This window comes from Inquilinus limosus, from assembly GCF_051487185.1.
GTDB classification, from domain to species: Bacteria; Pseudomonadota; Alphaproteobacteria; order DSM-16000; family Inquilinaceae; genus Inquilinus; species Inquilinus limosus_F.
The window spans coordinates 1-21,848 of the sequence record NZ_JAHVDK010000023.1 but is presented as its reverse complement, the minus strand read 5'-3'; the positions used below and the strand labels follow the sequence as shown (position 1 = coordinate 21,848).

19 protein-coding genes are annotated in these 21,848 nt (G+C 71.4%); 8 read left to right on the top strand and 11 right to left on the bottom strand.

Annotation, left to right across the window (positions count from 1 at the left end):
• Positions 1 to 98: 98 nt before the first annotated feature.
• Positions 99 to 1,100, bottom strand: a complete 1,002-nt coding sequence (locus tag KXR53_RS23890) for an NAD(P)H-quinone oxidoreductase (RefSeq protein ID WP_437377787.1) — start codon at positions 1,098 to 1,100, stop codon at positions 99 to 101.
• 188 nt (positions 1,101 to 1,288) lie between these two features.
• Between KXR53_RS23890 and KXR53_RS23885 the strand changes: the two genes are divergently transcribed.
• The 3 genes from KXR53_RS23885 to KXR53_RS23875 all read left to right on the top strand — a co-directional run bounded on the left by KXR53_RS23885 (position 1,289) and on the right by KXR53_RS23875 (position 2,925).
• Positions 1,289 to 1,471 (top strand): DUF1192 domain-containing protein, encoded by a 183-nt coding sequence (locus KXR53_RS23885; protein ID WP_437377786.1) that lies wholly within the window; start codon positions 1,289 to 1,291, stop codon positions 1,469 to 1,471.
• A 54-nt stretch (positions 1,472 to 1,525) separates the two neighbouring features.
• Positions 1,526 to 2,308, top strand: coding sequence for a 3-hydroxybutyrate dehydrogenase (locus KXR53_RS23880; protein ID WP_437377785.1), 783 nt, complete (start codon positions 1,526 to 1,528; stop codon positions 2,306 to 2,308).
• Between the two features lie 155 nt (positions 2,309 to 2,463).
• Positions 2,464 to 2,925, top strand: coding sequence for an Hsp20 family protein (locus KXR53_RS23875; RefSeq protein WP_437377784.1), 462 nt, complete (start codon positions 2,464 to 2,466; stop codon positions 2,923 to 2,925).
• Between the two features lie 321 nt (positions 2,926 to 3,246).
• On the opposite strand, the gene KXR53_RS23870 is transcribed toward KXR53_RS23875, so the two are convergent.
• A complete protein-coding gene (locus KXR53_RS23870; protein WP_437377783.1) occupies positions 3,247 to 5,142 on the bottom strand; it encodes a propionyl-CoA synthetase in 1,896 nt (631 codons plus the stop codon).
• A 119-nt stretch (positions 5,143 to 5,261) separates the two neighbouring features.
• Here KXR53_RS23870 and KXR53_RS23865 point away from each other — a divergent pair, with 119 nt between their 5' ends.
• A complete protein-coding gene (locus KXR53_RS23865; protein WP_437377782.1) occupies positions 5,262 to 6,881 on the top strand; it encodes an acyl-CoA synthetase in 1,620 nt (539 codons plus the stop codon).
• A gap of 7 nt (positions 6,882 to 6,888) precedes the next feature.
• Here KXR53_RS23865 and KXR53_RS23860 read toward each other — a convergent pair whose 3' ends face one another.
• Positions 6,889 to 8,229 carry an MFS transporter gene (locus KXR53_RS23860; protein ID WP_437377781.1) on the bottom strand — a complete coding sequence of 447 codons (1,341 nt, stop codon included), beginning with the start codon at positions 8,227 to 8,229 and terminating at the stop codon, positions 6,889 to 6,891.
• 158 nt (positions 8,230 to 8,387) lie between these two features.
• Here KXR53_RS23860 and KXR53_RS23855 point away from each other — a divergent pair, with 158 nt between their 5' ends.
• Both KXR53_RS23855 and KXR53_RS23850 read left to right on the top strand, forming a co-directional pair.
• Positions 8,388 to 8,879 (top strand): MarR family winged helix-turn-helix transcriptional regulator, encoded by a 492-nt coding sequence (locus tag KXR53_RS23855; protein WP_437377780.1) that lies wholly within the window; start codon positions 8,388 to 8,390, stop codon positions 8,877 to 8,879.
• Between the two features lie 82 nt (positions 8,880 to 8,961).
• Positions 8,962 to 9,984 carry a phosphotransferase gene (locus tag KXR53_RS23850; RefSeq protein ID WP_437377779.1) on the top strand — a complete coding sequence of 341 codons (1,023 nt, stop codon included), beginning with the start codon at positions 8,962 to 8,964 and terminating at the stop codon, positions 9,982 to 9,984.
• Between the two features lie 23 nt (positions 9,985 to 10,007).
• Here the strand turns inward: KXR53_RS23850 and KXR53_RS23845 are convergent, their stop codons facing one another.
• Positions 10,008 to 10,418 (bottom strand): DUF2000 family protein, encoded by a 411-nt coding sequence (locus KXR53_RS23845; RefSeq protein WP_437377778.1) that lies wholly within the window; start codon positions 10,416 to 10,418, stop codon positions 10,008 to 10,010.
• Between the two features lie 101 nt (positions 10,419 to 10,519).
• On the opposite strand from KXR53_RS23845, the gene KXR53_RS23840 reads away from it, so the two are divergent.
• Complete coding sequence (locus KXR53_RS23840) at positions 10,520 to 11,347, top strand: AraC family ligand binding domain-containing protein (RefSeq protein WP_437377777.1); 828 nt, start codon at positions 10,520 to 10,522, stop codon at positions 11,345 to 11,347.
• A 146-nt stretch (positions 11,348 to 11,493) separates the two neighbouring features.
• Here KXR53_RS23840 and KXR53_RS23835 read toward each other — a convergent pair whose 3' ends face one another.
• The 4 genes from KXR53_RS23835 to KXR53_RS23820 form a co-directional block, all read right to left on the bottom strand.
• On the bottom strand, positions 11,494 to 12,624 hold the full coding sequence (locus tag KXR53_RS23835; RefSeq protein ID WP_437377776.1) for an NAD(P)/FAD-dependent oxidoreductase: 1,131 nt from the start codon (positions 12,622 to 12,624) through the stop codon (positions 11,494 to 11,496).
• The gene (uxuA, locus tag KXR53_RS23830) at positions 12,621 to 13,802 is read right to left on the bottom strand and encodes a mannonate dehydratase (RefSeq protein WP_437377775.1); all 1,182 of its coding nucleotides are present in this window, start codon (positions 13,800 to 13,802) and stop codon (positions 12,621 to 12,623) included. Before uxuA ends, KXR53_RS23835 begins: the two co-directional genes overlap by 4 nt.
• A gap of 54 nt (positions 13,803 to 13,856) precedes the next feature.
• Positions 13,857 to 14,510 (bottom strand): DNA oxidative demethylase AlkB, encoded by a 654-nt coding sequence (alkB, locus tag KXR53_RS23825; RefSeq protein WP_437377774.1) that lies wholly within the window; start codon positions 14,508 to 14,510, stop codon positions 13,857 to 13,859.
• A gap of 97 nt (positions 14,511 to 14,607) precedes the next feature.
• The gene (locus tag KXR53_RS23820) at positions 14,608 to 16,455 is read right to left on the bottom strand and encodes a chloride channel protein (RefSeq protein WP_437377773.1); all 1,848 of its coding nucleotides are present in this window, start codon (positions 16,453 to 16,455) and stop codon (positions 14,608 to 14,610) included.
• A gap of 426 nt (positions 16,456 to 16,881) precedes the next feature.
• Between KXR53_RS23820 and KXR53_RS23815 the strand changes: the two genes are divergently transcribed.
• Positions 16,882 to 17,040 carry a DUF3309 family protein gene (locus KXR53_RS23815; protein ID WP_437377772.1) on the top strand — a complete coding sequence of 53 codons (159 nt, stop codon included), beginning with the start codon at positions 16,882 to 16,884 and terminating at the stop codon, positions 17,038 to 17,040.
• A gap of 17 nt (positions 17,041 to 17,057) precedes the next feature.
• On the opposite strand, the gene hrpB is transcribed toward KXR53_RS23815, so the two are convergent.
• The 3 genes from hrpB to KXR53_RS23800 form a co-directional block, all read right to left on the bottom strand.
• Complete coding sequence (hrpB, locus tag KXR53_RS23810) at positions 17,058 to 19,520, bottom strand: ATP-dependent helicase HrpB (RefSeq protein WP_437377771.1); 2,463 nt, start codon at positions 19,518 to 19,520, stop codon at positions 17,058 to 17,060.
• A gap of 8 nt (positions 19,521 to 19,528) precedes the next feature.
• Positions 19,529 to 21,301, bottom strand: a complete 1,773-nt coding sequence (locus KXR53_RS23805) for an SLC13 family permease (protein ID WP_437377770.1) — start codon at positions 21,299 to 21,301, stop codon at positions 19,529 to 19,531.
• 133 nt (positions 21,302 to 21,434) lie between these two features.
• The coding region (locus KXR53_RS23800) for a hypothetical protein (protein ID WP_437377769.1) at positions 21,435 to 21,848 on the bottom strand (414 nt) is incomplete at its 5' end.

Sequence of the window (21,848 nt, the reverse complement as noted above, 5' to 3'; positions counted from 1 at the left end):
CGGCCGACCTGTCCTCTCGCACTCGCGCGTAAGGGAGGGGAGCGGGGTCGGCGCGGCGCCGCCCACGGTGCTCGACCTAGGGATGTCGCGCGCTCAAGTCAAGCGAGGAGTACGATCTTGCCGACATGGGCGCTCGATTCCATCAGCGCATGCGCCTCCGCCGCCTGCGCCAGCGGGAAGGTGGCGTGCAGCACCGGCCGAATCCGCCCGGCCTCGATCAGCGGCCAGACCTCGGCCTTCAGCGCCGAGGCGATGGCGCCTTTCTCGGCGACGCTGCGCGGCCGCAGGGTCGACCCGGTCAGCGTCAGCCGCTTGGCCATCACCTTCTGCAGGTCGATCTCGACCTTCGAGCCCTTGAGGAAGGCGATGCTGACCTGCCGGCCGTCCACCGCCAGCGCCTCGATGTTGCGGGCGACGTAATCGCCGCCGACCATGTCGAGGATCAGGTCGACGCCGCGGCCGCCGGTCTTCTCCCTGACCACGGCCAGGAAGTCCTGCTCGCGATAGTCGATCGCGACATCGGCGCCGAGATCGCGGCAGGCGCGGCACTTCTCGGCGCTGCCGGCGGTGGCGAAGACGATGGCGCCCCAGGCCTTGGCCAGCTGGATCGCGGTGGTGCCGATGCCGCTCGACCCGCCATGCACCAGGAAGCGCTCGCCGGTCTGCAGCCGGCCGCGCTCGAACACATTGGTCCAGACGGTGAAGAAGGTCTCGGGCAGGCCTGCCGCCTCGGCCGCGGACAGGCCCTTCGGGATCGGCAGGCATTGCGGCGCCGGGGCGACGCAGTATTCGGCGTAGCCGCCGCCGGCGACCAGGGCGCAGACCGGGTCGCCGACCCCCCAGCCGGCGACCTCGGGCCCGACCGCGGCGACGGTGCCGGCGACCTCGAGCCCCGGCAGCGGGCTGGCGCCCGGCGGCGGCGCGTACATGCCGCGGCGCTGCAGCACGTCGGGCCGGTTCACCCCGGCGGCTTCGACCTTGATCAGGATCTCGTCCATGGCCGGCACCGGGCATGGCTGCAGGCCCGGCTTCAGCACCTCGGGCCCGCCGGGGGCCTCGATCGCGATCGCGGTCATGGTCTCGGGAAGGACGCTGGTCATCGGCTCTCGCCCTGTCTTCGGGTGGGCCGGATCATGGCCGAATTGTCACGCGGCCGTCATCCGGTGGTGGGATGGAGCGGCCTAAGGTCGCCCGACGCTGCGGAGGACCCGGGCGTATCGCGCTCCGGGCTTGCCGATCCTCGCGCCGCCCGCGAGGATTGTCCATCCGCAGCCGAAGGAGATGGGCGATGGATCCAGAGGACCTCGAACCGCGCCAGCGCAAGGTGCAGCCGAAGCCGCTCGACAGCCTCTCGGTCGCCGAGCTCGAAGAGTACATCGCCGAGCTGGAAGCCGAGATCGCCCGCGCCCGCGGCGTGATCGCCGGCAAGCAGAGCCACAAATCCGCGGCGGATGCGCTGTTCAAGCGCTAGGGACCCGGAACGCCCTCGAAGACTTCCCCACCCGTCATCGCAAGGAACGGACCCATGTTGAAGGGCAAGGTTGCGATCGTCACCGGATCGACCAGCGGCATCGGCCTCGGCATCGCCAAGGTGCTGACCGGCCAGGGCGCCGACATCGTGCTGAACGGCTTCGGCGACGCCGCGGAGATCGAGGCGATTCGCAGCGGCATCGAGCGCGAGCACGGGGTGCGCGCGGTCTATGACGGCGCCGACATGTCGAAGGGCGACGCGGTGCGCGGCCTGGTGGCGGCGACGGTCGAGAGGCTCGGCCGGGTCGACATCCTGGTGAACAACGCCGGCATCCAGTTCACCGCCCCGGTCGAGGAGTTCCCGGCCGAGAAGTGGGACGCGATCCTGGCGATCAACCTGTCGGCCGCGTTCCACGGCATTGCCGCCGCGGTGCCGCAGATGAAGAAGCAGGGCTGGGGCCGGATCATCAATATCGCCTCCGCCCACGGCCTCGTCGCCTCGGCCCACAAGGCGGCCTATGTCGCGGCCAAGCACGGCCTCGTCGGGCTGACCAAGGTGGTCGGGCTGGAGACGGCGGGCACCGGCGTCACCTGCAACGCGGTCTGCCCCGGCTGGGTCCGCACCCCGCTGGTGGAGAAGCAGATCAGCGCGATCGCGGCGGAGAAGGGCATCAGCCAGGAGGAGGCGGCGCGGCAGCTGTTGGGCGAGAAGCAGCCCTCGATGACCTTCGTGACGCCGGAGCAGCTCGGCGGCACCGTCGCCTTCCTGTGCTCGGCCGCGGCCGACCAGATCACCGGCACGAGCGTGTCGGTCGACGGTGGTTGGACCGCTCAGTAAGCCCGACGGACCGCAACGGCCGGGGCTCTTGAACCGGCCGACAGTCCTTCCCAGATCGTACGGCGTGGCGGTGCCCAGCCGGGGCCGCCACGCCCGCAAACCACGGCGCGACCATCCGGTGCGCCGCCCAGGTATCGCTCATATGGAGGATATCCATGCGCAGTCTTGACCTGTCCCCGCTGTTCCGCTCGACCATCGGCATCGACCGCATGTCGCGGCTGCTCGATTCCGCGCTGCAGTTCGACACCGCGGCGCCGTCCTACCCGCCCTACAACATCGAGAAGACCGGCGAGGACGCCTACCGCATCACCATGGCGGTGGCAGGCTTCGGGGAGGACGACCTGGAGGTCGTGACCTCCGAGAACAGCCTGATCGTCCGCGCCAAGTCGACCGCCGACGAGGAAGACAAGAACCGGATCTTCCTGCATCGCGGCATCGCCGGCCGGGCCTTTGAGCGGCGCTTCCAGCTCGCCGACTACATCAAGGTCACCGGCGCGACGCTGGTGAACGGCCTGCTGAACATCGATCTGGTCCGCGAGGTGCCGGAGGCGCAGAAGCCCCGAACCGTGAAGATCGCCGTCGGCCAGGCCGAGGCGCCGAAGCAGATCGCCGCCTGACGGGTTCGGACGGGGCGCCGCCATGGCCGGCAGCGCCCCGATTCCCGAGCCGGGAAGACAAAAAAGAGGGCCGCTTTCCGCGGCCCTCGTTTTTTGAAGCCTCGCCTGCTCAACTCGAGCATTGCGCGACGATAAGAGCCATTTTGCCGCGGCGTCAAGCACTCGTTTGGGTCAGAAAAAGCCTTTGTTTTGAAGGGTTTTCAGGTGTTCGCCGGGCATCTGATGGTATGGGCTGAATCGCAACCGCGCTAAATGATCTTAAAAATGTAATATTTCTGAGGGCTTGCCGTTTCGGGCTTAGACCGGGTGGAAACGGGAACGTTACCCGCGATCATAACCCGATCGCCGCAAGGTCGCGCGAATTTCGTCGAGAATCGCCGGATCGTCGATCGTCGCCGGCACGGCGACGGGAAGCGAATCGGCGATTCTCGCCATGGTGCCGCGCAGGATCTTGCCCGAGCGGGTCTTCGGCAAGCGGTCGACGATCATCGCCGTCTTGAAGGCCGCGACCGGTCCGATGCTGTCGCGCACCCGCTGCACCGCCTCGGCCGCGATGACCTCGTGCGGGCGGGTCACCCCAGCCTTCAGCACCAGGAAGCCCAGCGGCACCTGGCCCTTGAGATCGTCCGCTGCCCCGATCACGGCGCATTCGGCGACGTCGGGATGGCCCGCCAGCACCTCCTCGATCTGCCCGGTCGACAGCCGGTGGCCGGCGACGTTGATGACGTCGTCGACGCGGCTCATGACGAAGACATAGCCGTCCTCGTCGATCAGCCCGGCGTCGCCGGTCTTGTAGAAGCCCGGATAGTCCTCGAGATAGGCGCTGCGGAACCGCGCATCGGCCCGCCACAGCGTCGGCGCGGCGCCGGGCGGCATCGGCAGCCGACAGGCCAGCGCGCCGATCTCGCCGCGCGGCGCCTCCTGCCCGTCCGGCCCCAGCACCCGCACATCCCAGCCCGGCATCGGCTTGGTCGGAGAGCCGGGCTTGACCGGCATCGCCTCCAGCCCCAGCGGGTCGGCGCAGATCGGCCAGCCGGTCTCGGTCTGCCACCAATGGTCGATCACCGGCGCCTTCAGCAGCCGCTCGGCCCAGCCCAGCGTGTCGGGGTCGCAGCGTTCCCCGGCCAGGAACAGGGCACGGAACCCGGACAGGTCACGGCCGGCCAGCAGTCGGCCGTCCGGATCCTCGCGCTTGATGGCGCGGAAGGCGGTCGGCGCCGTGAACAGCACCGAGACGCCGTGCTGCTCGATCACCCGCCAATAAGCGCCGGCATCGGGCGTGCCGACCGGCTTGCCCTCGTACAGAACCGTGGTGCAGCCGGCCAGCAGCGGCCCGTAGACGATGTAGGAGTGGCCGACCACCCAGCCCACGTCGGAGGCGGTCCACATCACCTCGCCGGGCTTCACGCCGTAGATCGCGCCCATGCTCCAGGCCAGGGCCACGGCGTGGCCGCCCTGGTCGCGGACGATGCCCTTGGGCTGGCCGGTGGTGCCGGAGGTGTAGAGGATGTAGAGCGGGTCGGTCGCCGCCACCGGCACGCAGGCCGCCGGCTGGGCCGCCGCCTCCAGCGCCGCCCAGTCGTTATCGCGGCCGGCGGTCATCGCCGCCTCGCATTGCGGCCGCTGCAGGATCACCGTGGCCGGCACCTTGTGCTTTGCCAGCCCAAGGGCGGCGTCGAGCAGCGGCTTGTAGGCGACGATGCGGCTGACCTCGATGCCGCAGGAGGCGGAGACGACCAGCCTCGGCTCGCAATCGTCGATCCGCGCCGCCAGCTCGGGCGCGGCGAAGCCGCCGAACACCACGGAATGAACGGCGCCCAGCCGGGCGCAGGCCAGCATGGCGATCGCCGCCTCCGGCACCATCGGCATGTAGATCACCACCCGGTCGCCCGGACCGACGCCGAGGCCGCGCAGCACGCCGGCGAAGCGGGCGACGCGGTCGTTCAGCTCGGCATAGGTGAAGCGCCGCACCGCGCCGGTGACCGGGCTGTCATAGATCAGGGCGATGCGGTCGCCATGGCCGGCGGCGACGTGGCGGTCGAGCGCGTTGAAACAGGTGTTGAGCCGGCCGCCGGAGAACCAGCGGAAGAAGGGGGCGCTGCCATCGTCCAGCACCCGGTCCCAGCGCCGGTCCCAGTCGATCGCGGCGGCGGCCTCGCCCCAGAACCCCTCGGGATCGTCGAGCGCGCGGCGATAGGCCTCGGCATAGGCTCCCATGGCGTTCCTCCCGTGTTTTGCGAAGCCTAGCGCCGCCGCGCCGTCGGCGCGAGGGGCTGTCCCGCTTTCCGCCCGGGCCGGGGCGGTGCCAGAATATGCCGGACAGGGAGTCCCAACCGATGCCGCACGCCTACGACACCGATCTCGACCGCAACCCGGCCAATTACGTGCCGCTGACGCCGATCTCCTTCCTCGGCCGCACCGCGCTGGCCCATCCGGACCGAACCGCCGTGATCTATGGCGACGTGAAACGCAGCTGGCGCGAGACGGCGGAGCGCTGCCACCGCCTGGCCTCGGCCCTGTCCCGTCGCGGCATCGGCAAGAACGACACGCTGGCGGTGATGGCGCCGAACGTGCCGGAGGCCTTCGAGGCGACCTTTGGCGTGCCGATGGCCGGCGCCGTGCTCTGCGCCCTCAACATCCGGCTCGACGCCGCGGCCATCGCCTTCCAGCTGCGCCATTCCGAGACCCGGATCCTGCTGGCCGACCGCGAATACGCCGCGGTGGTGAAGGCGGCGCTGGCGCAGCTGGAGGCGCCGCCGCTGGTGGTCGACATCGTCGATCCTGCGGTGACGGGCGAGCCGATCGGCGGCCTGACCTATGAGGAGCTGCTGGCCGAGGGCGACCCGGCCTACCAAGGCGTGAGGCCCGGCGACGAGTGGGACGCGATCGCGCTCGGCTACACCTCCGGCACCACCGGCGACCCGAAGGGCGTGGTCACCCATCACCGCGGCGCCTATCTCAACGCGCTCGGCAACGTCGTCACCTGGGGCATGCCGCACCACCCGGTCTATCTCTGGACCTTGCCGATGTTCCATTGCAACGGCTGGTGCTTCCCCTGGACGATCACGGCCATGGCCGGCACCCATGTCTGCCTGCGCCGGGTGGCGGCGCGCGAGATCTACGCCGCCATCGCTGAGCACGGCGTCACCCATCTCTGCGGCGCGCCGATCGTCATGAGCATGCTGCTGAACGCCCCGGCCGAGGAGCGGCGCGACTTCCCGCAGGCCGTGCAGATGATGACCGCGGCCTCGCCCCCGCCGGCGGCGGTGCTGGAAGGCATGGCCCGGCTCGGCATCAAGGTCACCCATGTCTACGGCCTGACCGAGGTCTACGGCCCGGCCGTGGTCTGCGACTGGAAGCCGGAATGGGACTCGCTGCCGGCCGAGGAGCAGGCCCGGCTGCAGTCGCGCCAGGGCCTGCCCTATGTGGTGCAGGAAGGGCTGATGGTGGCCGACCCTGAAACCCTCGTCCCGGTGCCGGCGGACGGGCAGACGCTGGGCGAGGTGTTCATGCGCGGCAACATCACCATGAAGGGGTATCTGAAGAACCCGGCGGCGACCGAGAAGGCCTTCGCCGGCGGCTGGTTCCACACCGGCGACCTCGGCGTCATGCACCCGGACGGCTATATCGAGCTGAAGGACCGGTCGAAGGACATCATCATCTCCGGCGGCGAGAACATCTCGACCATCGAGGTCGAGGGCGTGCTGTACCGCCACCCGGCGGTGCTGGAGGCGGCGGTGGTGGCGCGGCCGGACGAGAAGTGGGGCGAGACGCCCTGCGCCTTCGTCACGCTGCGGCCAGGGGCAGAGGCGACGGCGGAAGAGATCATCGCCTTCTGCCGCCAGCACCTGGCGCATTTCAAATGCCCGAAGACGGTGGTGTTCGGCGAGCTGCCCAAGACCTCGACCGGCAAGATCCAGAAATTCGTGCTGCGGGATCGGGCGCGGGCGCTGTAGATGCCGGCTAACGCGGCTGGCGCAACGCCTGTAGCGCAGGGCGGCCGGCATCCTCCTCCACCGCCGCCAGGTCCGCGCCGCGGGTCTCGCGCGACAGCAGCACGCACAGGATCGCCGGCACCGCCATCAGCGCGGCATAGACGGCGACCGCCTGCGGCGTGCCGGTCCAGTCCAGCAGCAGCGTGCCGATCAGCGGCGCGACCGACCCGCCGACCACCGAGGCAACCTGGTAGCTGACCGACATCGCGGTGTAGCGCACCCGGGTCGGGAACAGCTCAGTGAAGTAGGCCGACATGCTGCCGACGATGATGCCGTGGCAGGTCAGGGTCAGCAGCGTCACCTGCAGCACCGTCTCCGGCGCGGCCCCTTGCGGCAGGGTGAACAGCAGGACGCCGGCGGCGATGCCGCCGATGAGGCCCAGCAGCATCACCGGCCGCCGCCCCACGACGTCCGAGACATAGGCCGCTGCCATGATCACCGCGACCTCCAGGATCGAGCCCCAGAACAGCGCGTCCGACCCGACGCCGCGGGCGAGGCCGAGGAACTTGACCACCAGCACCAGGAAGAAGGTGGTGAACAGGTAGAACAGCGTGTTCTCCGCCGCCTTCACCAGGAACACCTGGCCCATCGGCCGCCAGTGGCTGCGGACGGCCTCGGCCAGCGGCGCCGCCGGCACCTGGCGGCGCTGCGCCGCCAGCTCGGCGAAGACCGGCGATTCCTCGACCCGCCGCCGCACCCACAGGCCGAGCAGCACCAGCACGATCGAGAACAGGAAGGGCAGGCGCCAGGCCCAGTCGGCGAAGGCAGCCTCGCCGAACTGCGCGGTGAGGACGCCGATGGTGGCCGCCGCCAGGACGTTGGCGGCCGGGCCGCCGATCATCGGGAAGCTGGTCCAGAAGCCGCGCCGCTTGCCCGGCATGGATTCGGCGACGATCAAGAGGGCGCCGGTGGCCTCGCCGCCGACGGCGATGCCCTGCAGGACGCGCAGCGTCACCAGCAGGATCGGCGCCAGCACCCCGGCCGCGGCGTAGGTCGGCAAGAGACCCATGGCGAAGGTGGCGGCACCCATCATCAAGAGGCTGACCACGAGGGCGTTCTTGCGGCCGATCCGGTCGCCGAGCGCGCCGAACAGGATGCCGCCCAGCGGCCGGGCCAGGAAGCCGATAGCGAAGGTGCCGAGGCTCAGCAGCACCCCGGCCAGCGGATCCTCGGTCGGGAAGAAGGCCCGGTCGAACACCAGCGTGGCGCAAAAGGCGAAGATGAAGAAGTCGTACCATTCGATGATGGTGCCGACGGCGCTGGCGAACAGCAGGCGCACGCGCTCCGCGATCGAGGTCGTCTGGGCCATGGATCCTCCCCTCGTTCTTTGGTCTGGTCGCCCGGGCGTCCGCCCAGCACCGGGCTTGCCGCGCCCGCGCCCTCGCGTATGGTCGGGCGGGCCCGTCTTGATGGGCAGCCAATCTCGTTTCATATGAAACGAATGTCAAGCGGCGGGGAGGCCGGACGATGCGGGACCAGGCGGTGCGAACGGCGGCGGGCTTCGATCTGGAAGCGTTCCTGCCCTATGAGCTGTCGGTGGTCAGCAACCGGGTCAGCCGCACCTTCGCCCGGCGCTACGCCGACACCTTCGGGCTCAGCATCCCGGAATGGCGGGTGATGGCGATGGTCGGCCGCTACGCGCCCCTGTCCTCGAACCAGATCTGCGAGCGCACGGCGATGGACAAGGCCAAGGTCAGCCGGGCGGTCAGCCGGCTGATCGCGGCCGGCTATCTCAGCCGCGGCACCCATCCGGCCGACCAGCGGCTGATCCAGCTCGACTTCACCCCGGCCGGCCGCCGGGTCTATGACGCCATCGTGCCGCTGGCGCAGGAGATCGAGGCCGAGCTGATGGCGGCTTTCGAGCCGGGCGAGCGCGAGATGCTGCGGCACCTGCTGCGCAAGCTCGACACCCGTGTCTCGAGCCTCGGCACGCCGCCCGATGCGGGCGGGGAGGATTAGGGACGCGGATCGTCTCGAACGTGCGCAGCAGCAGCTTTCGATTATCCTGGAAGGAACTCCGGATCATTGCGACCGTGCGGCGATGGAACCTCACCACGTCAACGGATCGATCCGCCGCGTGCTGGAGTCGATGGCGGGTGGACCGGGCCGGGATGCAGCCATCGAGATCAAGCCGCTCCACGGCGGCCTGGAGGCGACTGCGGTCGCACTGGTCACAGCCCGGTACCGCGACCATGGAGGGCGCTCTCAAACCACGCGATTCGTGGTCAAGCAGCTCACCGGGCGGCCCGTCCGCGAGGCGTTGATCTACGAACGCCTGGTGTCGGCCCACGCCGCTCATATGTCGCCGCGCCTCCTGGCCGTCGACCGGCCGTCCCCGGATCTCACTCTGCTGTATCTGGAGCGGATCCGGCGGGTCAGCGCATGGGCCTGGCGCGACCTCGCGACCGGCCGGAAACTGCTGGCCCAGCTGGCGGAGTTCCACCACAAGGCGGCAGAGGCACCGGAAAGCGTCCGCGACTGGGACTATGAGGCGGAGCATCGCGATCTCGCGGTGGAAACGAGAGATGCGCTCGATCGCTGCCGGCAGGATGCGGATCTTTCGATGCTCGCGCGGGCCCTTCCGGCGACGGATCGCATCGTGCGCGCCCGGGACAAGCTCCGGTCGCAGCTCCGATCGGAGCGGTACTTCCAGGCGCGCCCGATCCATGGCGACGTCCACCCTGGAAACGCCGTCGTCCGCCGGCACCAGCGCGCCGATCAGCCCGTCCTTCTCGACTGGGCTCGGGCCCGGATCGGGTCGCCGCTCGAAGATGTCGGCTCCTGGCTCCAGTCGCTGAGCTTCTGGGAGCCCGAGGTCCGCCGCCGTCACGATGCCCTCCTGCGCAGCTATCTGACGGCCTACGGCATGGACGATCGGCTGCTGCCGCATATCCGGGCCGCCTATTGGCTCGCCGGCGCCTCGAACGCCTTGTCGGGCGCCCTGCTGCACCATCTGCAGACAGCCGGCGACACGACGCAGAGCCTGAAGCAGCGATCGCTCTCATTCGACGCCGCGCAGGCATGGCTGCGCGTCATCCGTCGCGCTGATGCGTATTGGAGCTGACGGTCCGGCTTCGGCGATGGCCGTCACGGATGCAGCGACAGGCCCTTCAGGACCTTGTCGATATCCTTCCGCTCCTCGTGCAGGGCGAAGCCGACCAGGTCCAGCGCCTCGGCCGGAACCGCCTTCACCGCGGCGCGGTTGGCCTCGTCGTAACCGGTGGCGAAGAGATCGGCGGTGTAGATCGCCATCCGCAAGTTGCGGGCCAGGGCCCGGGCATGCGCCGCCTTCAGCGCCTCGGCCGGGCCGGCGAAGATCAGCACCGGCTGGCGGAACATCGGCAGGTACAGGTTGCCCGAGCCGTCCCGGTAGGGCTCGCCGATCAGCTCCGGCCTGGTGCCGGCGAGACCGGCGACGGTGAAGGCGGTGACGTTCAGCTTCTGCCACACCGGCAGGTCCTCGCGCAGGACGACGGTGATCTTGGTGTCGAACCGCATGCTTCCTCCTGGTGACCGGCTGGATGCTAGGGACGAGGCTGCGGACCGGCTTGTACGATCGTGCTGTGGCGACGGCGGCCGGGGCGGCCTAACATGGCGCCATGGACAGCGACGAATGGGTCACGGTCGGGCTGGACCAGCGCTTCGGCGTCGAGCGGTTCCGCGCCCATTTCACCGCCCATTGCTACGAACGGCACGCGCATGAGACCTACGCCATCGGCCTGACCGAGGCGGGGTCGCAGAGCTTTTATTGCCGCGGCGCCACGCACCGCACCCGCCCGGGATCGGTCATCACCTTCAACCCGACGGAGATCCATGACGGGCATGCGACCAATGCCGAGGGCTTCCTCTACCGCATGCTCTACGTCGAGCCGGGGACGGTGGCGGCCGTGCTGGACGATGCCGGCATCCGCCTGCCCTGGGCGCTGGGCTTTCCGGCCATCTTGTCCGAGGACCCGACGCTCGCGGCGCTGATCGCCCGCGCCGTCGACGCCTTCGCCGAGCCGGGCGCGACCCTGGCGCGGTCTGAGGCGTTGGCGGCGATGGTGGTGGCGCTGGCCCGCCGCCTGGCCGGGGCGCCGACGCCGTCCCTGGACCACCCGGGCGATGCCGCCCTGGCGCGGGTTCGGGAGCATCTCCATGCCCATCTCGGCGAGGACGTCACCGTGGACGACCTCGCCGCCGTGGCGGGGCTGAGCCGCTTCCACATGTCCCGGGCCTTCGCCCGGCGCTACGGCGCCCCGCCCGCGACCTATCTGCGCTGGATCCGGCTGGAGCGGGCCAAGCGCCTCCTGGCCACGGGCGAGGCGCCGGCCCAGGTGGCGGCCGCCACCGGCTTCACCGACCAGGCGCATCTGACCCGCCGCTTCAAGGGCGCCTATGGCGTGACCCCGGCGAAGTTTCAGCGTGCAGCGCGGATGGCGGCCTAGGCTCTCCCCCTCACCCTCCCGCCGCAAGCGGCGGGCCCCTCCCTCTCCCCGAGGAGAGGGGAATATGAGCCGCGGCCCAACACCTCTCCTTGGGGAGAGGTCGAAATCGCGTCAGCGATTTCGGGTGAGGGGGCGGGGCCTCTCCATTAACCGCGTTGGAGCCCCAGCCGCTCCACCACCTCCTCCGCGATCGAGAGGCAGGAGGTCAGGCCCGGGCTCTCGATGCCGAACAGGTTGACCAGGCCGGGCACGCCATGCCCCTCCGGCCCCTGGATCACGAAATCCGCAGCGACGGCGCCGGGCGGGGTGATCTTCGGGCGGATGCCGGAATAGTCCGGCTGCAGCGCCCCGTCCGGCAGCGCCGGCCAGTAGCGGCGGATCGCGGCGTAGAAGCTGTCGCCCCGCGCCGGGTCGACCCGGTAGTCCAGCGTGTCGACCCATTCCACGTCCGGGCCGAAGCGCACCCGGCCGGCCAGGTCGATCGTAGCGTGGGTGCCGAGGCCGCCGGGCACCGGCACCGGATAGACCAGGTGGCGGAAGGGCGGCCGGCCGGACAGGCCGAAATAGTTGCCCTTGGCCAGGTAGGGCTGCGGCACCGATGCCTCCGGCACCCCGGCGATGCGGCGGGCGACGGCCGGCGCCGACAGGCCGGCCGAGTTCACCACTCGGCGGGCCAGCAGCTCCATACCCCCGTCTTCGGTCGCGATCTCGAGATGCAGCCCGTCGGGCGTGACCGAAGCGGCCTCCAGCCGGCTGTGATACGCGATCATCGCGCCACGCGCCTCGGCGTCGCCGAGCAGCGACAGCATCATCCCGTGGCTGTCGACGATGCCGGTCGAGGGCGAGAACAGCGCCGCGGTGCAGGCGACCTCCGGCTCCAGCGCATGCGCCTCGTCGGCCGTCAGCGGCCGCAGCGCGTCATCCTCACCGGTCAGGCCGTTGGCCCGGGCGGATGCCTCGATCCGGGCCAGCGTCGCCGCCTCGGCCTCGTCGGTGGCGACGATCAGCTTGCCGCAGCGGCGATAGGTGACACCGTGCTCCTCGCAGTAGCGGTAAAGGGCCCGCCGGCCGGCGACGCAGTGCCGGGCCTTCAGGCTGCCCTGCGGGTAGTAGATGCCGGCGTGGATCACCTCGCTGTTGCGGGCCGAGGTCTCGGTGCCGAAGGCGTCCGCCGCCTCCAGGATGATCACCTCCTGCCCGGCCAGGGCCAGCGCCCGGGCGACGGCCAGGCCGACCACCCCGGCGCCGACGACGACGGCGTCGACAGTGTCCGTCATGTGCGCAGCTGGCTGATGGCCCGGGCCACGCCGCGCAGCTCGGCCAGCCCCTTCAGCCGGCCGATCAGCGAATAGCCGGGGTTGGTCTTCTTGTGAACGTCGTCGGCCAGGAGATGGCCGTGGTCGGGCCGCATCGGGATCTCCCAGTCCTCGCGCCCCGCCGCCTTGCGCGTCCGCTCCTCCGCCATCAGCGCGTCGATGATCGCCACCATGTCGGCGCCGCCCTCGAGATGCTCGTCCTCGAAGAAGGAGCCGTCGGGCTCGACCGTGACGTTGCGCAGATGGGCGAAATGGATGCGCGGCGCGAATTCCCGCGCCATCGCCGCCAGGTCGTTGTCGGGCCGCGAGCCGTAGGAGCCGACGCAGAGCGTCAGCCCATTCGCCGGGCGGTCGACCATGGCCAGGATGGCGCGGGCGTCGGCCGGGGTGGAGACGATGCGCGGCAGGCCGAACAGTGGGAAGGGCGGGTCGTCCGGGTGGACGGCGAGGCGGGCGCCGACCTCCTCCGCCACCGGCACGACGGCGGAGAGGAAGGCCTTGTAGTTCGCCCGGAAGTCGTCGGCGGTGATGCCGTCATAGAGGGCGAGGCGGCGCTCGAACCCAGCCCGGTCGTTCACCGCGCCGGCGACGCCCGGCAGCCCGGCGATGATGGTCTTCTCCAGCTCGGCACGCTCGCTCTCGCTCATCGCCGCCACGCGGTCGCGGGCGCGGGCCAGCACCTCGGGCTTGTGGTCGGCCTCGGCGCCCTTGCGCTTCAGGATGAAGGCGTCATAGGCGGCCATGTCGACCGCGTCGAACCGCAGGGCGTAGCCGGTGGTGGGCAGCCGCCACATCAGGTTGGTGCGGGTCCAGTCGACCACCGGCATGAAGTTGTAGCAGACGGTCTTCACCCCGGCCTTGGCGACGTTGCGCAGCGACTGGGAGAAATGGGCGATCGCCTCGGCCGCGCCGGCGCCGCCAGTCTTGATCACGTCGGGCAGCGGGATGCTCTCGACCACCGACCAGACCAGGCCTGCGCGCTCGATCACCGCGCGGCGCTCGGCGATCTCGGCCTCTGGCCACACGCTGCCGTCCTGGCGGTGGTGCAGGGCGGTGACGATGCCGCTCGCGCCCGCCTGCTTGACATGATCCAGCGTCACCGGGTCGTCCGGACCGAACCAGCGCCAGGTTTCCTTCATCGTCTCCTGCCCCTTGTCGCCTGTGGATCTCAGCGTCCTCTGTTCATAGCGGCATCAGAGGGCCTTCCGAAAGGTCAGGTTTATCCGCTGCCGGCCGAGCAGCGCATGGCTGCCGTCGGGCAGCGGCGCCACGCCGTGGAAGGCCAGCCGTGCCGGGCCGCCCCAGACGGCGACGTCGCCATGCTCCACCCGCACCCGGCGGGTCGGGTCGCTGCGCTTGAGCCCGCCGAACAGGAAGGTCGCGGGCAGGCCCAGCGAGACCGAGACGATCGGCGCGCCGATGTCGCGCTCGTCCCGGTCCTGGTGCAGCGACAGCTTGGTGCCGGGCTCGTAGCGGTTGATCAGGCAGGCGTCGGGCGCAAAGGGGCCGAAGCCGGCCCTGACCGAGGCGGCGTTGGCCAGCTCGGCGAAGATCTCCGGCATCTCCGGCCAAGGCCGGCCGCCGATCGGATCGATCGGGTCGTAGCGGTAGCCGCTGCGGTCGCTGACCCAGCCGACCCGGCCGCAATTGGTCATCGCCACCGACATGCGGTAACCCCCGGGCGTGACCAGGTGGCGGAACGGCGCCTGGGCCTCGACCGCCCGCACCGCCGCGACCAGCGCCTCGGCCCGGCCGCGGGCAAAGCCGCGCAGCAGCACCGCGCCTTCGGCCAGCGCCTCTTCGGCCGGTCCCGGGGCGGGAAGGCTGTCGAACAGATCGGACATCATGCTTCGGCTTTCGTCATGCGCGGCCGCCATTCTACCGGCGGGGGCGGAAATGGCCGAGCCGTCCGTTGCGGCCGAATTCCACCCGGGACGTGGCGCCTCACTCCGTCGACCGGAACCAGCGCTCGCCGGTGTCCTCGGCCCGGCGCCGCTCCAGCTCCTCGTTGTAGCGGCGCAGGGCATAGGCCTCGCTGACATAGCCGATGATCCGCCGCTCCTGCGCGTCGCTGACCACCGGCAGGGTCTCCGTCTCCGCCGCCTGGAACAGCTCCAGCGCCGTGCGGATGGTCTGGCCGGGCAGCAGCATGTAGGCGGCGGCGTGGCGCAGGGCGCCGATCTCGGTCGTCTCCGCCTCGGCGTCGTAATCGGCGCTGTGCGCGTCCGACACCGGCACCACCCCGGCGGCGCGGCCGGCGGCGTCGGTGACGAAGACGCGCTGGGTCGACCCGACCGGGAACTGCCGGCGGAAATCGGCCACCGTCGTCGTCTCCGGCACGCTGCGGGCGTCGCGCCGCATCAGCCGGGCGACGGTCAGGTCGCGGATCCAGCCGATGTCCTGGGCGCCGCGGATCGCCTCGCCGCGCAGATGGAAGCGCCAAGTGGCGAAGGAATAGCCGAACAGGTGCCGCACCACCGCGGCGGCCACCACAACCCCGACCATGACGCCGATGGTGACCGAGAAATCGCTGCTCAGCTCCAGCGCCAGGAAGGTCATGGTCAGCGGTCCGCCGATCACCGCCGCCGCCATCGACGCCATGCCGACCAGGGAATAGGCGAGATGCTCGACCGGATGGCCGGGCAGGGCGAGGGCCGTCAGCTGGGCCAGGATGCCGCCGAACAGCGCCCCGGTCAGCAGCGAGGTGAAGAACAGGCCGCCGCGGAAGCCGGCGCCGAGCGAGATCGCCGCCGCGGCGGTCTTGGCGACCAGCAGCAAGGCCAGCGCCGCGAGGGGCGGCGCCAGGGTCAGATCGGCGTAGAGCGCGCCGTGGCCGGAGCTCAGCACCTCCGGGAATCGCAGCGCCATCAGCCCGACCACCAGCCCGCCCACGGCCGGGCGCAGCACCTGCGGCAGGGACAGGCGCCGCATCGCCCGCTCGGTCCAGGTGACGCCCTGCATCATCAGGATGCCCAGGCCGGCACAGGCCAGGCCAACCAGGACGAAGAGCGCGTAGTCGGTGGCGTGCAGGCCGGTGGTCCAGGTCACGGTCAGGAACGGACCCTCGTTCAGCAGCACGCGCGAGACCGCCGTGGCCGCCAGTGCCGCCGCCACCACCGGCGCCAGGGTCGCCGCGGTATAGGCGCCCATGATCAGCTCGAAGGCGTAGAAGGTGCCGGCCAGCGGCGCGTCGAAGGCGGCGGCGATGGCGGCCGCGGTGCCGCAGCCGACCATGGTGCGCAGATCGGCCCGGCGCAGCCGGAAGATCTGGCCGATGCGCGAGGCGAAGCCGCCACCGAGCTGGGCATAGCCGGCCTCCATCCCGACCGAGGCGCCGACGCCGCTCGACATCAGCGTCGCGCCGGCGACGACGAAGCCGTCGCGCAGCGACATCCGGCCGCCATAGAGGGCGTTGGCCTCAATCGGGTCGACCGGCGGGCGGGGCCGCCAGCGGCCGATCGCCCACATCGCCGCCCCGAAGCAGAGGCCGCCCAGCACCGGCACCAGCACGGTCAGCACCGGATCGGTACTGGTGCTGGCGCTGAGGCGCTGACCGCCCGGCAGGTCGAACAGCAGCTCATGCGCGATCTGCAGCGCCCAGCGCAGGGCGACGACGGCGAGGCCGACGATCACGCCGATCGCCACGGCCAGCAGCGGCAGGGCGATGTCGTTGGCGCGCACGGCGCTGCGCAGCCGGGTCCACAGATGCAGGCGCAGCAGCTGCCGGCGCAGCCCCGGGCCGCGCCGGGGCGGGGAGGTGATCGCGTCTTCGGCCTGGGGCCTAGCCCGCATTTCTAGAACCCCTTGCGCCCTGCGTCGCCTTGCAGCGAATCGGATGCGGGGGCGGGACGCGAAGAGCGTATCGGGCCATACGGTCGAGCGGCCCGCCCCCGCAGGCGGCCGCTGCAAGGCGACCCTCCGGGCTGACGCCCCATGCCGACAGGGTGTGTCGCCACGCTTGCCCGATGTCCCGCATCGCGCTGCGCGCGGCTCCTGCCCTGTCGGCATGGGGCGTCGGCGCAGGGCACAACGGGTTCGAGAAATGCGGGCTAACCATGGTCGCCGCCGTGTCGGGAGGTTCCGTCCTTGTGGCCGAGGCAGACCGGCGGCGCAAGGGATCGGGGCTCGACGAATGGTCGCAACTCGGACGAGGTAGGAACTTAAATTTCTCGATCGCTATTGAGAGAATCAGCGCGAACAACGGCGTGGAGCGCCGTCATGACCCTCGGAACCATCCTGCTGATCCTCCTGATCATCCTGCTGATCGGCGCCTTCCCGTCCTGGCCCTACAGCAGCGGCTGGGGCTATGGCCCGAGCGGCATCCTCGGGGTGATCGTGATCGTTCTGCTGATCCTGGTCCTCACGGGCCGGTTATAGCCGGGGCCGCTGTGGCCTCAGGTGCCGCGCGGCTTGGCCCGTGCGGTGGCCGGGGCCGCCAGCGGATCGTCCGGCCAGGGGTGGCGCGGATAGCGGCCGCGCATGTCGCGGCGCACCTCGGCATAGCTGCCGGCCCAGAAGCCGGCAAGGTCGCGCGTCACCTGCAGCGGCCGCCCGGCCGGCGACAGCAGGTGGATCGCGACCGGTACCTTGCCGTTGCCGACGCGCGGCGTCTCGGCCTGGCCGAACATCTCCTGCAGCTTCACCGCCAGCACCGGCTGGGCCGGGTCGGAATAGTCGAGCGCGGCGCGCCGGCCGCTCGGGATCGGGATCGCCGCCGGCGCCAGGGCGTCAAGCGCCCGCTGCCGCTCCCAGCCCAGCGCCGCCGACAGGATCTGGGCGAGGTCCAGCCGGTCGAGATCGCTGCGCCGCCGCATCCCGGCCAGATGCGGCCCCAGCCAGTCCTCCAACGTTTCCGTCAGCGCCGTGTCCGACCAGTCGGGCCAGGCGTCGCCCTCCAGCGCCCGGGCGAAGCCGACCCGCTGTCGCAGCGCCACCGCGGCGTCGCGCCAGGGCAGGGCGGCGAGGCCGAGGCGACGCACCCCCTCCAGCAGCGCCGCCGCCACCGCTGCGGGATCCGGGTTCGGCAGCGCCGCATCGGCCAGCACCAGCGCCCCCAGCCGGCGCTGGCGGCGGGATGCCACGGCCTGCTCCGCCGCGTCCCAGGCGACGCTGTCGATCATGGCGATGCGGTCGCCCAGCACCGCCTCCAGCGTCGCTTCGTCCAGCGGCGCCGCGGCCAGGATGCGGGCCTCACGCCCGGCATCGTCGGTCTCGGCGATGGCCAGATACTCCGCTGCGGCCAGCGGGTCGCCCTCCCGCAGCGCGGCGCCGCGGCCATTGGCCAGCAGGAAGCTGCCGCGCCCGCCCGCCCGGCGCTTCGCCACGCGGTCGGGATAGGCCAGCGCCAGCAGGCCGCCAGCGTCCTCCGGCCCGCCGCCGGTGCCGAGGTCGAAGCGCCTTGCGATGTCGCGTGCCGCCTCGCGCAGCCGGGCGACCGCCGGGTCGCCGCGGTCCCCATTCTTTGAATGATGCCGCAGCGCCTCCATCGAGGCGCGCAGATCGGTCTCGGAGGACGGCCGACGGCCCTCCAGGATCGCCGCCAGATCCGCCGCCGCGCCGCCGATGCCCTCCGCCTTGGCGCACAGCACCATATGGGCCAGGCGCGGATGCAGCGGCAGCCGGGCCATCGCCTTGCCATGCGCTGTGGGCCGGCCGTTCGCATCGATGGCGCCGAGATCGGCCAGGAGCGCCCGCGCCTGGGCCAGCGCCGCGGCCGGCGGCGGGTCCAGCCAGGCCAGGTCGCCGCCGCCACCCACACCCCATAGGGCCAGCTCCAGCGCCAGCGGCGCCAGGTCGGCGACCAGGATCTCGGGCGGGTCGAAGGGCGCCAGGGCGCCCTCCCCGGCCCTGGCCCACAGGCGCCAGCACACCCCGGGCTCGGTGCGGCCGGCGCGGCCGCGGCGCTGGTCGGCGGCGGCGCGGGCGATGGTCACCGTCTCCAGCCGGCTCATGCCGGTGCGCGGGTCGAAGCGCGGCGCGCGGGCGAGGCCGCTGTCGATCACCACCCGCACGCCCTCGATGGTCAGGCTGGTCTCGGCGATATTGGTCGCCAGCACCACCTTGCGGGTGCCGGCCGGCGCCGGGCGGATCGCCTGGTCCTGCGCCGCCGCCGGCAGGTCGCCGTAGAGCGGCGCCACGATCACTCCGTCGCCCAGCCCGCCCAGCTTCGCCTGCACCCGCCGGATCTCGCGCGCGCCGGGCAGGAAGACCAGCAGGCTGCCCGTTTCCTCCGCCAGCGCATCGCGCACCGCCCGAGCCACCGCATCCTCGATGGCCTCGCCGGGGCGGGGTGGGAGGTGGCGGGTCTCGACCGGGAAGGCGCGGCCTTCGGAGGTGACGATCGGCGCGTCGCCCAAGAGCCGCGCCACCGGCCCGCCTTCCAGCGTCGCCGACATCACCAGGAGGCGCAGATCCTCGCGCAGCGCCGCCGTCTCCAGCGCCAATGCCAGGCCGAGATCGGCGTTCAGGCTGCGCTCGTGGAACTCGTCGAAGATCACGGCGCCGACGCCCTCCAGCGCCGGATCGTCCTGCAGCATCCGGGTCAGGATGCCCTCGGTCACCACCTCGATCCGGGTCTTCGGGCCGACCCTGCGGTCCATGCGGATGCGGTAGCCGACGGTGTCGCCGACCTTCTCGCCCAGCAGCGACGCCATGTGGCCGGCGGCGGCGCGGGCCGCGATCCGCCGCGGCTCCAGCATCACGACCTTGCCGCCGCCCAGCCAGGGCTGTCCCAGCAGCGCCAGCGGCACCCGCGTGGTCTTGCCGGCACCGGGCGGCGCCTGCAGCACGGCGCGGCCGCGCTCCGCCAGGGCCGTGCGCAGATCCGGCAGCACCGCATCGATCGGGAGAGGGGGCAAGGGCGGGGTCACGGGGCGAAGGGCCAGACGATCGGGATCAGGAGGACCGAGACGATGATGATGATGGCGTCGAGCGGCAGGCCGACGCGCCAGAAGTCCGACACCTCGTAGCCGCCCGGCCCCATGATGAGGGTGTTGTTCTGGTGGCCGAACGGGGTCAGGAAGTCGCAGCTGGCACCGATCGCGACGGCGATCAGGAACGGGTCGGGGCTGAGGCCCAGCTGCTGGGCGATGCCGATCACGATCGGCGCCATGATCACCACCGTCGCGGCGTTGTTCAGCATCGGGGTGACGGCCATGGTCGCGGCCAGCACCACCGCCAGGATCATGTGCGGCGGCAGGCCCTGGGTCAGGGCGGCGATGCCGTCGGCCAGAAGCTGCGCCGTGCCCGTGGTCTCCAGCGCGCCGCCCACCGGGATCATGGCGCCGAGCAGCACCACGATCGGCCAGTCGATCGTGCTGTAAAGGTCGCGCAGCGGGATGGCGCGGCCTGCCAGCATGCCCATCACCGCCAGCGCGAAGGCGATGGTGGCCGGGAGCAGGCCGGCCGCGGTGGCGGCGATGGCGGCGACGAACAGGCCGAGCGGCAGCCACAGGTTGCGGCTGCGCAGGGTCAGCCGGCGCTGGGCCAGCGGCAGACAGCCCAGCGCCTGCAGCGTGTCCGGCAGGGTCTCGGGGTCGCCCTGCAGCAGCAGGACGTCGCCGGCCTCGATCGCTAGGTCGCGCAGCCGCTGCTTCACCGTATGGCCGTGACGCGAGACGGCCAGGAGGTTGACCCCGTGGCGGCGGCGCAGATCGAGATCGGCCGGGCTGGCCCCCCGGATCCAGGCATTGGTCGGCACCACCACCTCGGCGGTGACGAGATCGCGGAGGCCCCCCGTTTCCGGCGGGTGCTCGGCCGCCAGCACGATGTCGCCTTCGCCGAGGGCCTGCTCCAGCGCTTGGGTTTCGGCCTGGACCATCAGCAGGTCGCCGGGCTCCAGCCGCTCCAGCCGGATCAGCCCGGCGACGCGGCGCTTCCCGCGGACGATGCCGAGCACGACGATCCGGCCCTTCTGCGCCTCCTCGAAGGCCATCACCGAGCGCCCGGCCATCTTCGACTTCGCGGTGATCTCGACCTCGGTGGCGTAGCGGCTGATCTCGAAGCTCTCCTCGGCCCGGCGGCCGTGCCGGCTGGCCGGGATCAGCCGCCAGCCGAGCAGCAGCATGTAGGCCAGGCCGGCGACGGTCAGCACCAGGCCGACCGGCGTGAAGTCGAACAGGTGGTAGGGCTCGCCCAGCGCCTGCTCCCGGAAGGCGGAGATCAGCAGGTTCGGCGGCGTGCCGATCAGCGTGACGGTGCCGCCCAGAAGCGTGGCGAAGGACAGCGGCATCAGGATCGCGGAGGGCGAGTAGCCGGCACTGCGCGCGCCCTGGATCGCCACCGGCAGCACCAGCGCCAGCGCGCCGACATTGTTCATGAAGGCCGAGAGAAAGGCGCCGAAGCCGCACAGCACGGCCATCTGGGCGAAGCGGCCGCGCGCCACGCGCGCCAGCGCCGCGACCATCCGGTCGACCGCGCCGGACAGGGCCAGGGCCCGGCCGATCACCAGCACCGCGGCCACGGTGATCACGGCGGGGTTGCCGAAGCCGGAGAAGGCTTCGTCGGCCTCGACCAGGCCCAGGAGAACGGCGGCGAGCAGCGCCCCGACCGCCACCAGGTCGAAGCGGATGCGATTCCACACGAACAGGGCCAGGGCCACGGCCAGAAGCCCGACGATCGCGATCTGGTCCTGGGTCATCCGGCCTGTGGTCCGTTCCGGCGGCTTCGGGATTCCATCGACACCCCGACGCGCCGGATCGTGCCTGTCCTTCGCGGCGGGCGGCTATTCCTGCACCAGAAGGAACGACGGTTCCAAGACCGAATTGGTGCCGTCAGTAGCCGAGCGTCACCATCGAATAGATGTCGGTGCCCATCTCGACCGCGTTCAGCACGGGGGTCCTGCGGCCGCCCGAGACGGTGCCGCGCACCACGATCGGCCGGCCGGGGGCCAGGCGGCTGCGGTCGGGGTCCATCGCCGCGGCGAAGGCCGGGGAGAAGCGGATCACCGTCTTGTCCTTCAGGATCACGCCGTCGGGCCGGCCGGAGCTGTCGGACAGCACGAAGTCGATCAGGCCGCTCTTCTCGGTCAGCATCGGCCGGGCCGGGACATAGACGGTGGTCGCGGCCGGAGCCGAGACCACGGTGGTGGCCGCAGGCGCGGGGGTTGCCCGTGCCGGCGGCAGCGGCTGGACCGGGCGTGGCGGCGCTGCCGCGGCGGCCACCGGCGGCGCGGCCCCGACCACGCG

Excerpts from the sequence above, each read along its gene's own strand:
- KXR53_RS23805 (WP_437377770.1), bottom strand. The coding sequence starts at position 21,301 with ATGACCCAGGACCAGATCGCGATCGTCGGGCTTCTGGCCGTGGCCCTG.
- uxuA (WP_437377775.1), bottom strand. The coding sequence starts at position 13,802 with ATGAAGGAAACCTGGCGCTGGTTCGGTCCGGACGACCCGGTGACGCTG.
- alkB (WP_437377774.1), bottom strand. The coding sequence starts at position 14,510 with ATGATGTCCGATCTGTTCGACAGCCTTCCCGCCCCGGGACCGGCCGAA.
- KXR53_RS23885 (WP_437377786.1), top strand. The coding sequence starts at position 1,289 with ATGGATCCAGAGGACCTCGAACCGCGCCAGCGCAAGGTGCAGCCGAAG.
- KXR53_RS23850 (WP_437377779.1), top strand. The coding sequence starts at position 8,962 with ATGGAACCTCACCACGTCAACGGATCGATCCGCCGCGTGCTGGAGTCG.
- KXR53_RS23865 (WP_437377782.1), top strand. The coding sequence starts at position 5,262 with ATGCCGCACGCCTACGACACCGATCTCGACCGCAACCCGGCCAATTAC.
- KXR53_RS23855 (WP_437377780.1), top strand. The coding sequence starts at position 8,388 with ATGCGGGACCAGGCGGTGCGAACGGCGGCGGGCTTCGATCTGGAAGCG.
- KXR53_RS23880 (WP_437377785.1), top strand. The coding sequence starts at position 1,526 with ATGTTGAAGGGCAAGGTTGCGATCGTCACCGGATCGACCAGCGGCATC.
- KXR53_RS23820 (WP_437377773.1), bottom strand. The coding sequence starts at position 16,455 with ATGCGGGCTAGGCCCCAGGCCGAAGACGCGATCACCTCCCCGCCCCGG.
- KXR53_RS23835 (WP_437377776.1), bottom strand. The coding sequence starts at position 12,624 with ATGACGGACACTGTCGACGCCGTCGTCGTCGGCGCCGGGGTGGTCGGC.
- KXR53_RS23845 (WP_437377778.1), bottom strand. The coding sequence starts at position 10,418 with ATGCGGTTCGACACCAAGATCACCGTCGTCCTGCGCGAGGACCTGCCG.
- KXR53_RS23860 (WP_437377781.1), bottom strand. The coding sequence starts at position 8,229 with ATGGCCCAGACGACCTCGATCGCGGAGCGCGTGCGCCTGCTGTTCGCC.
- KXR53_RS23870 (WP_437377783.1), bottom strand. The coding sequence starts at position 5,142 with ATGGGAGCCTATGCCGAGGCCTATCGCCGCGCGCTCGACGATCCCGAG.
- KXR53_RS23815 (WP_437377772.1), top strand. The coding sequence starts at position 16,882 with ATGACCCTCGGAACCATCCTGCTGATCCTCCTGATCATCCTGCTGATC.
- KXR53_RS23840 (WP_437377777.1), top strand. The coding sequence starts at position 10,520 with ATGGACAGCGACGAATGGGTCACGGTCGGGCTGGACCAGCGCTTCGGC.
- KXR53_RS23890 (WP_437377787.1), bottom strand. The coding sequence starts at position 1,100 with ATGACCAGCGTCCTTCCCGAGACCATGACCGCGATCGCGATCGAGGCC.
- KXR53_RS23875 (WP_437377784.1), top strand. The coding sequence starts at position 2,464 with ATGCGCAGTCTTGACCTGTCCCCGCTGTTCCGCTCGACCATCGGCATC.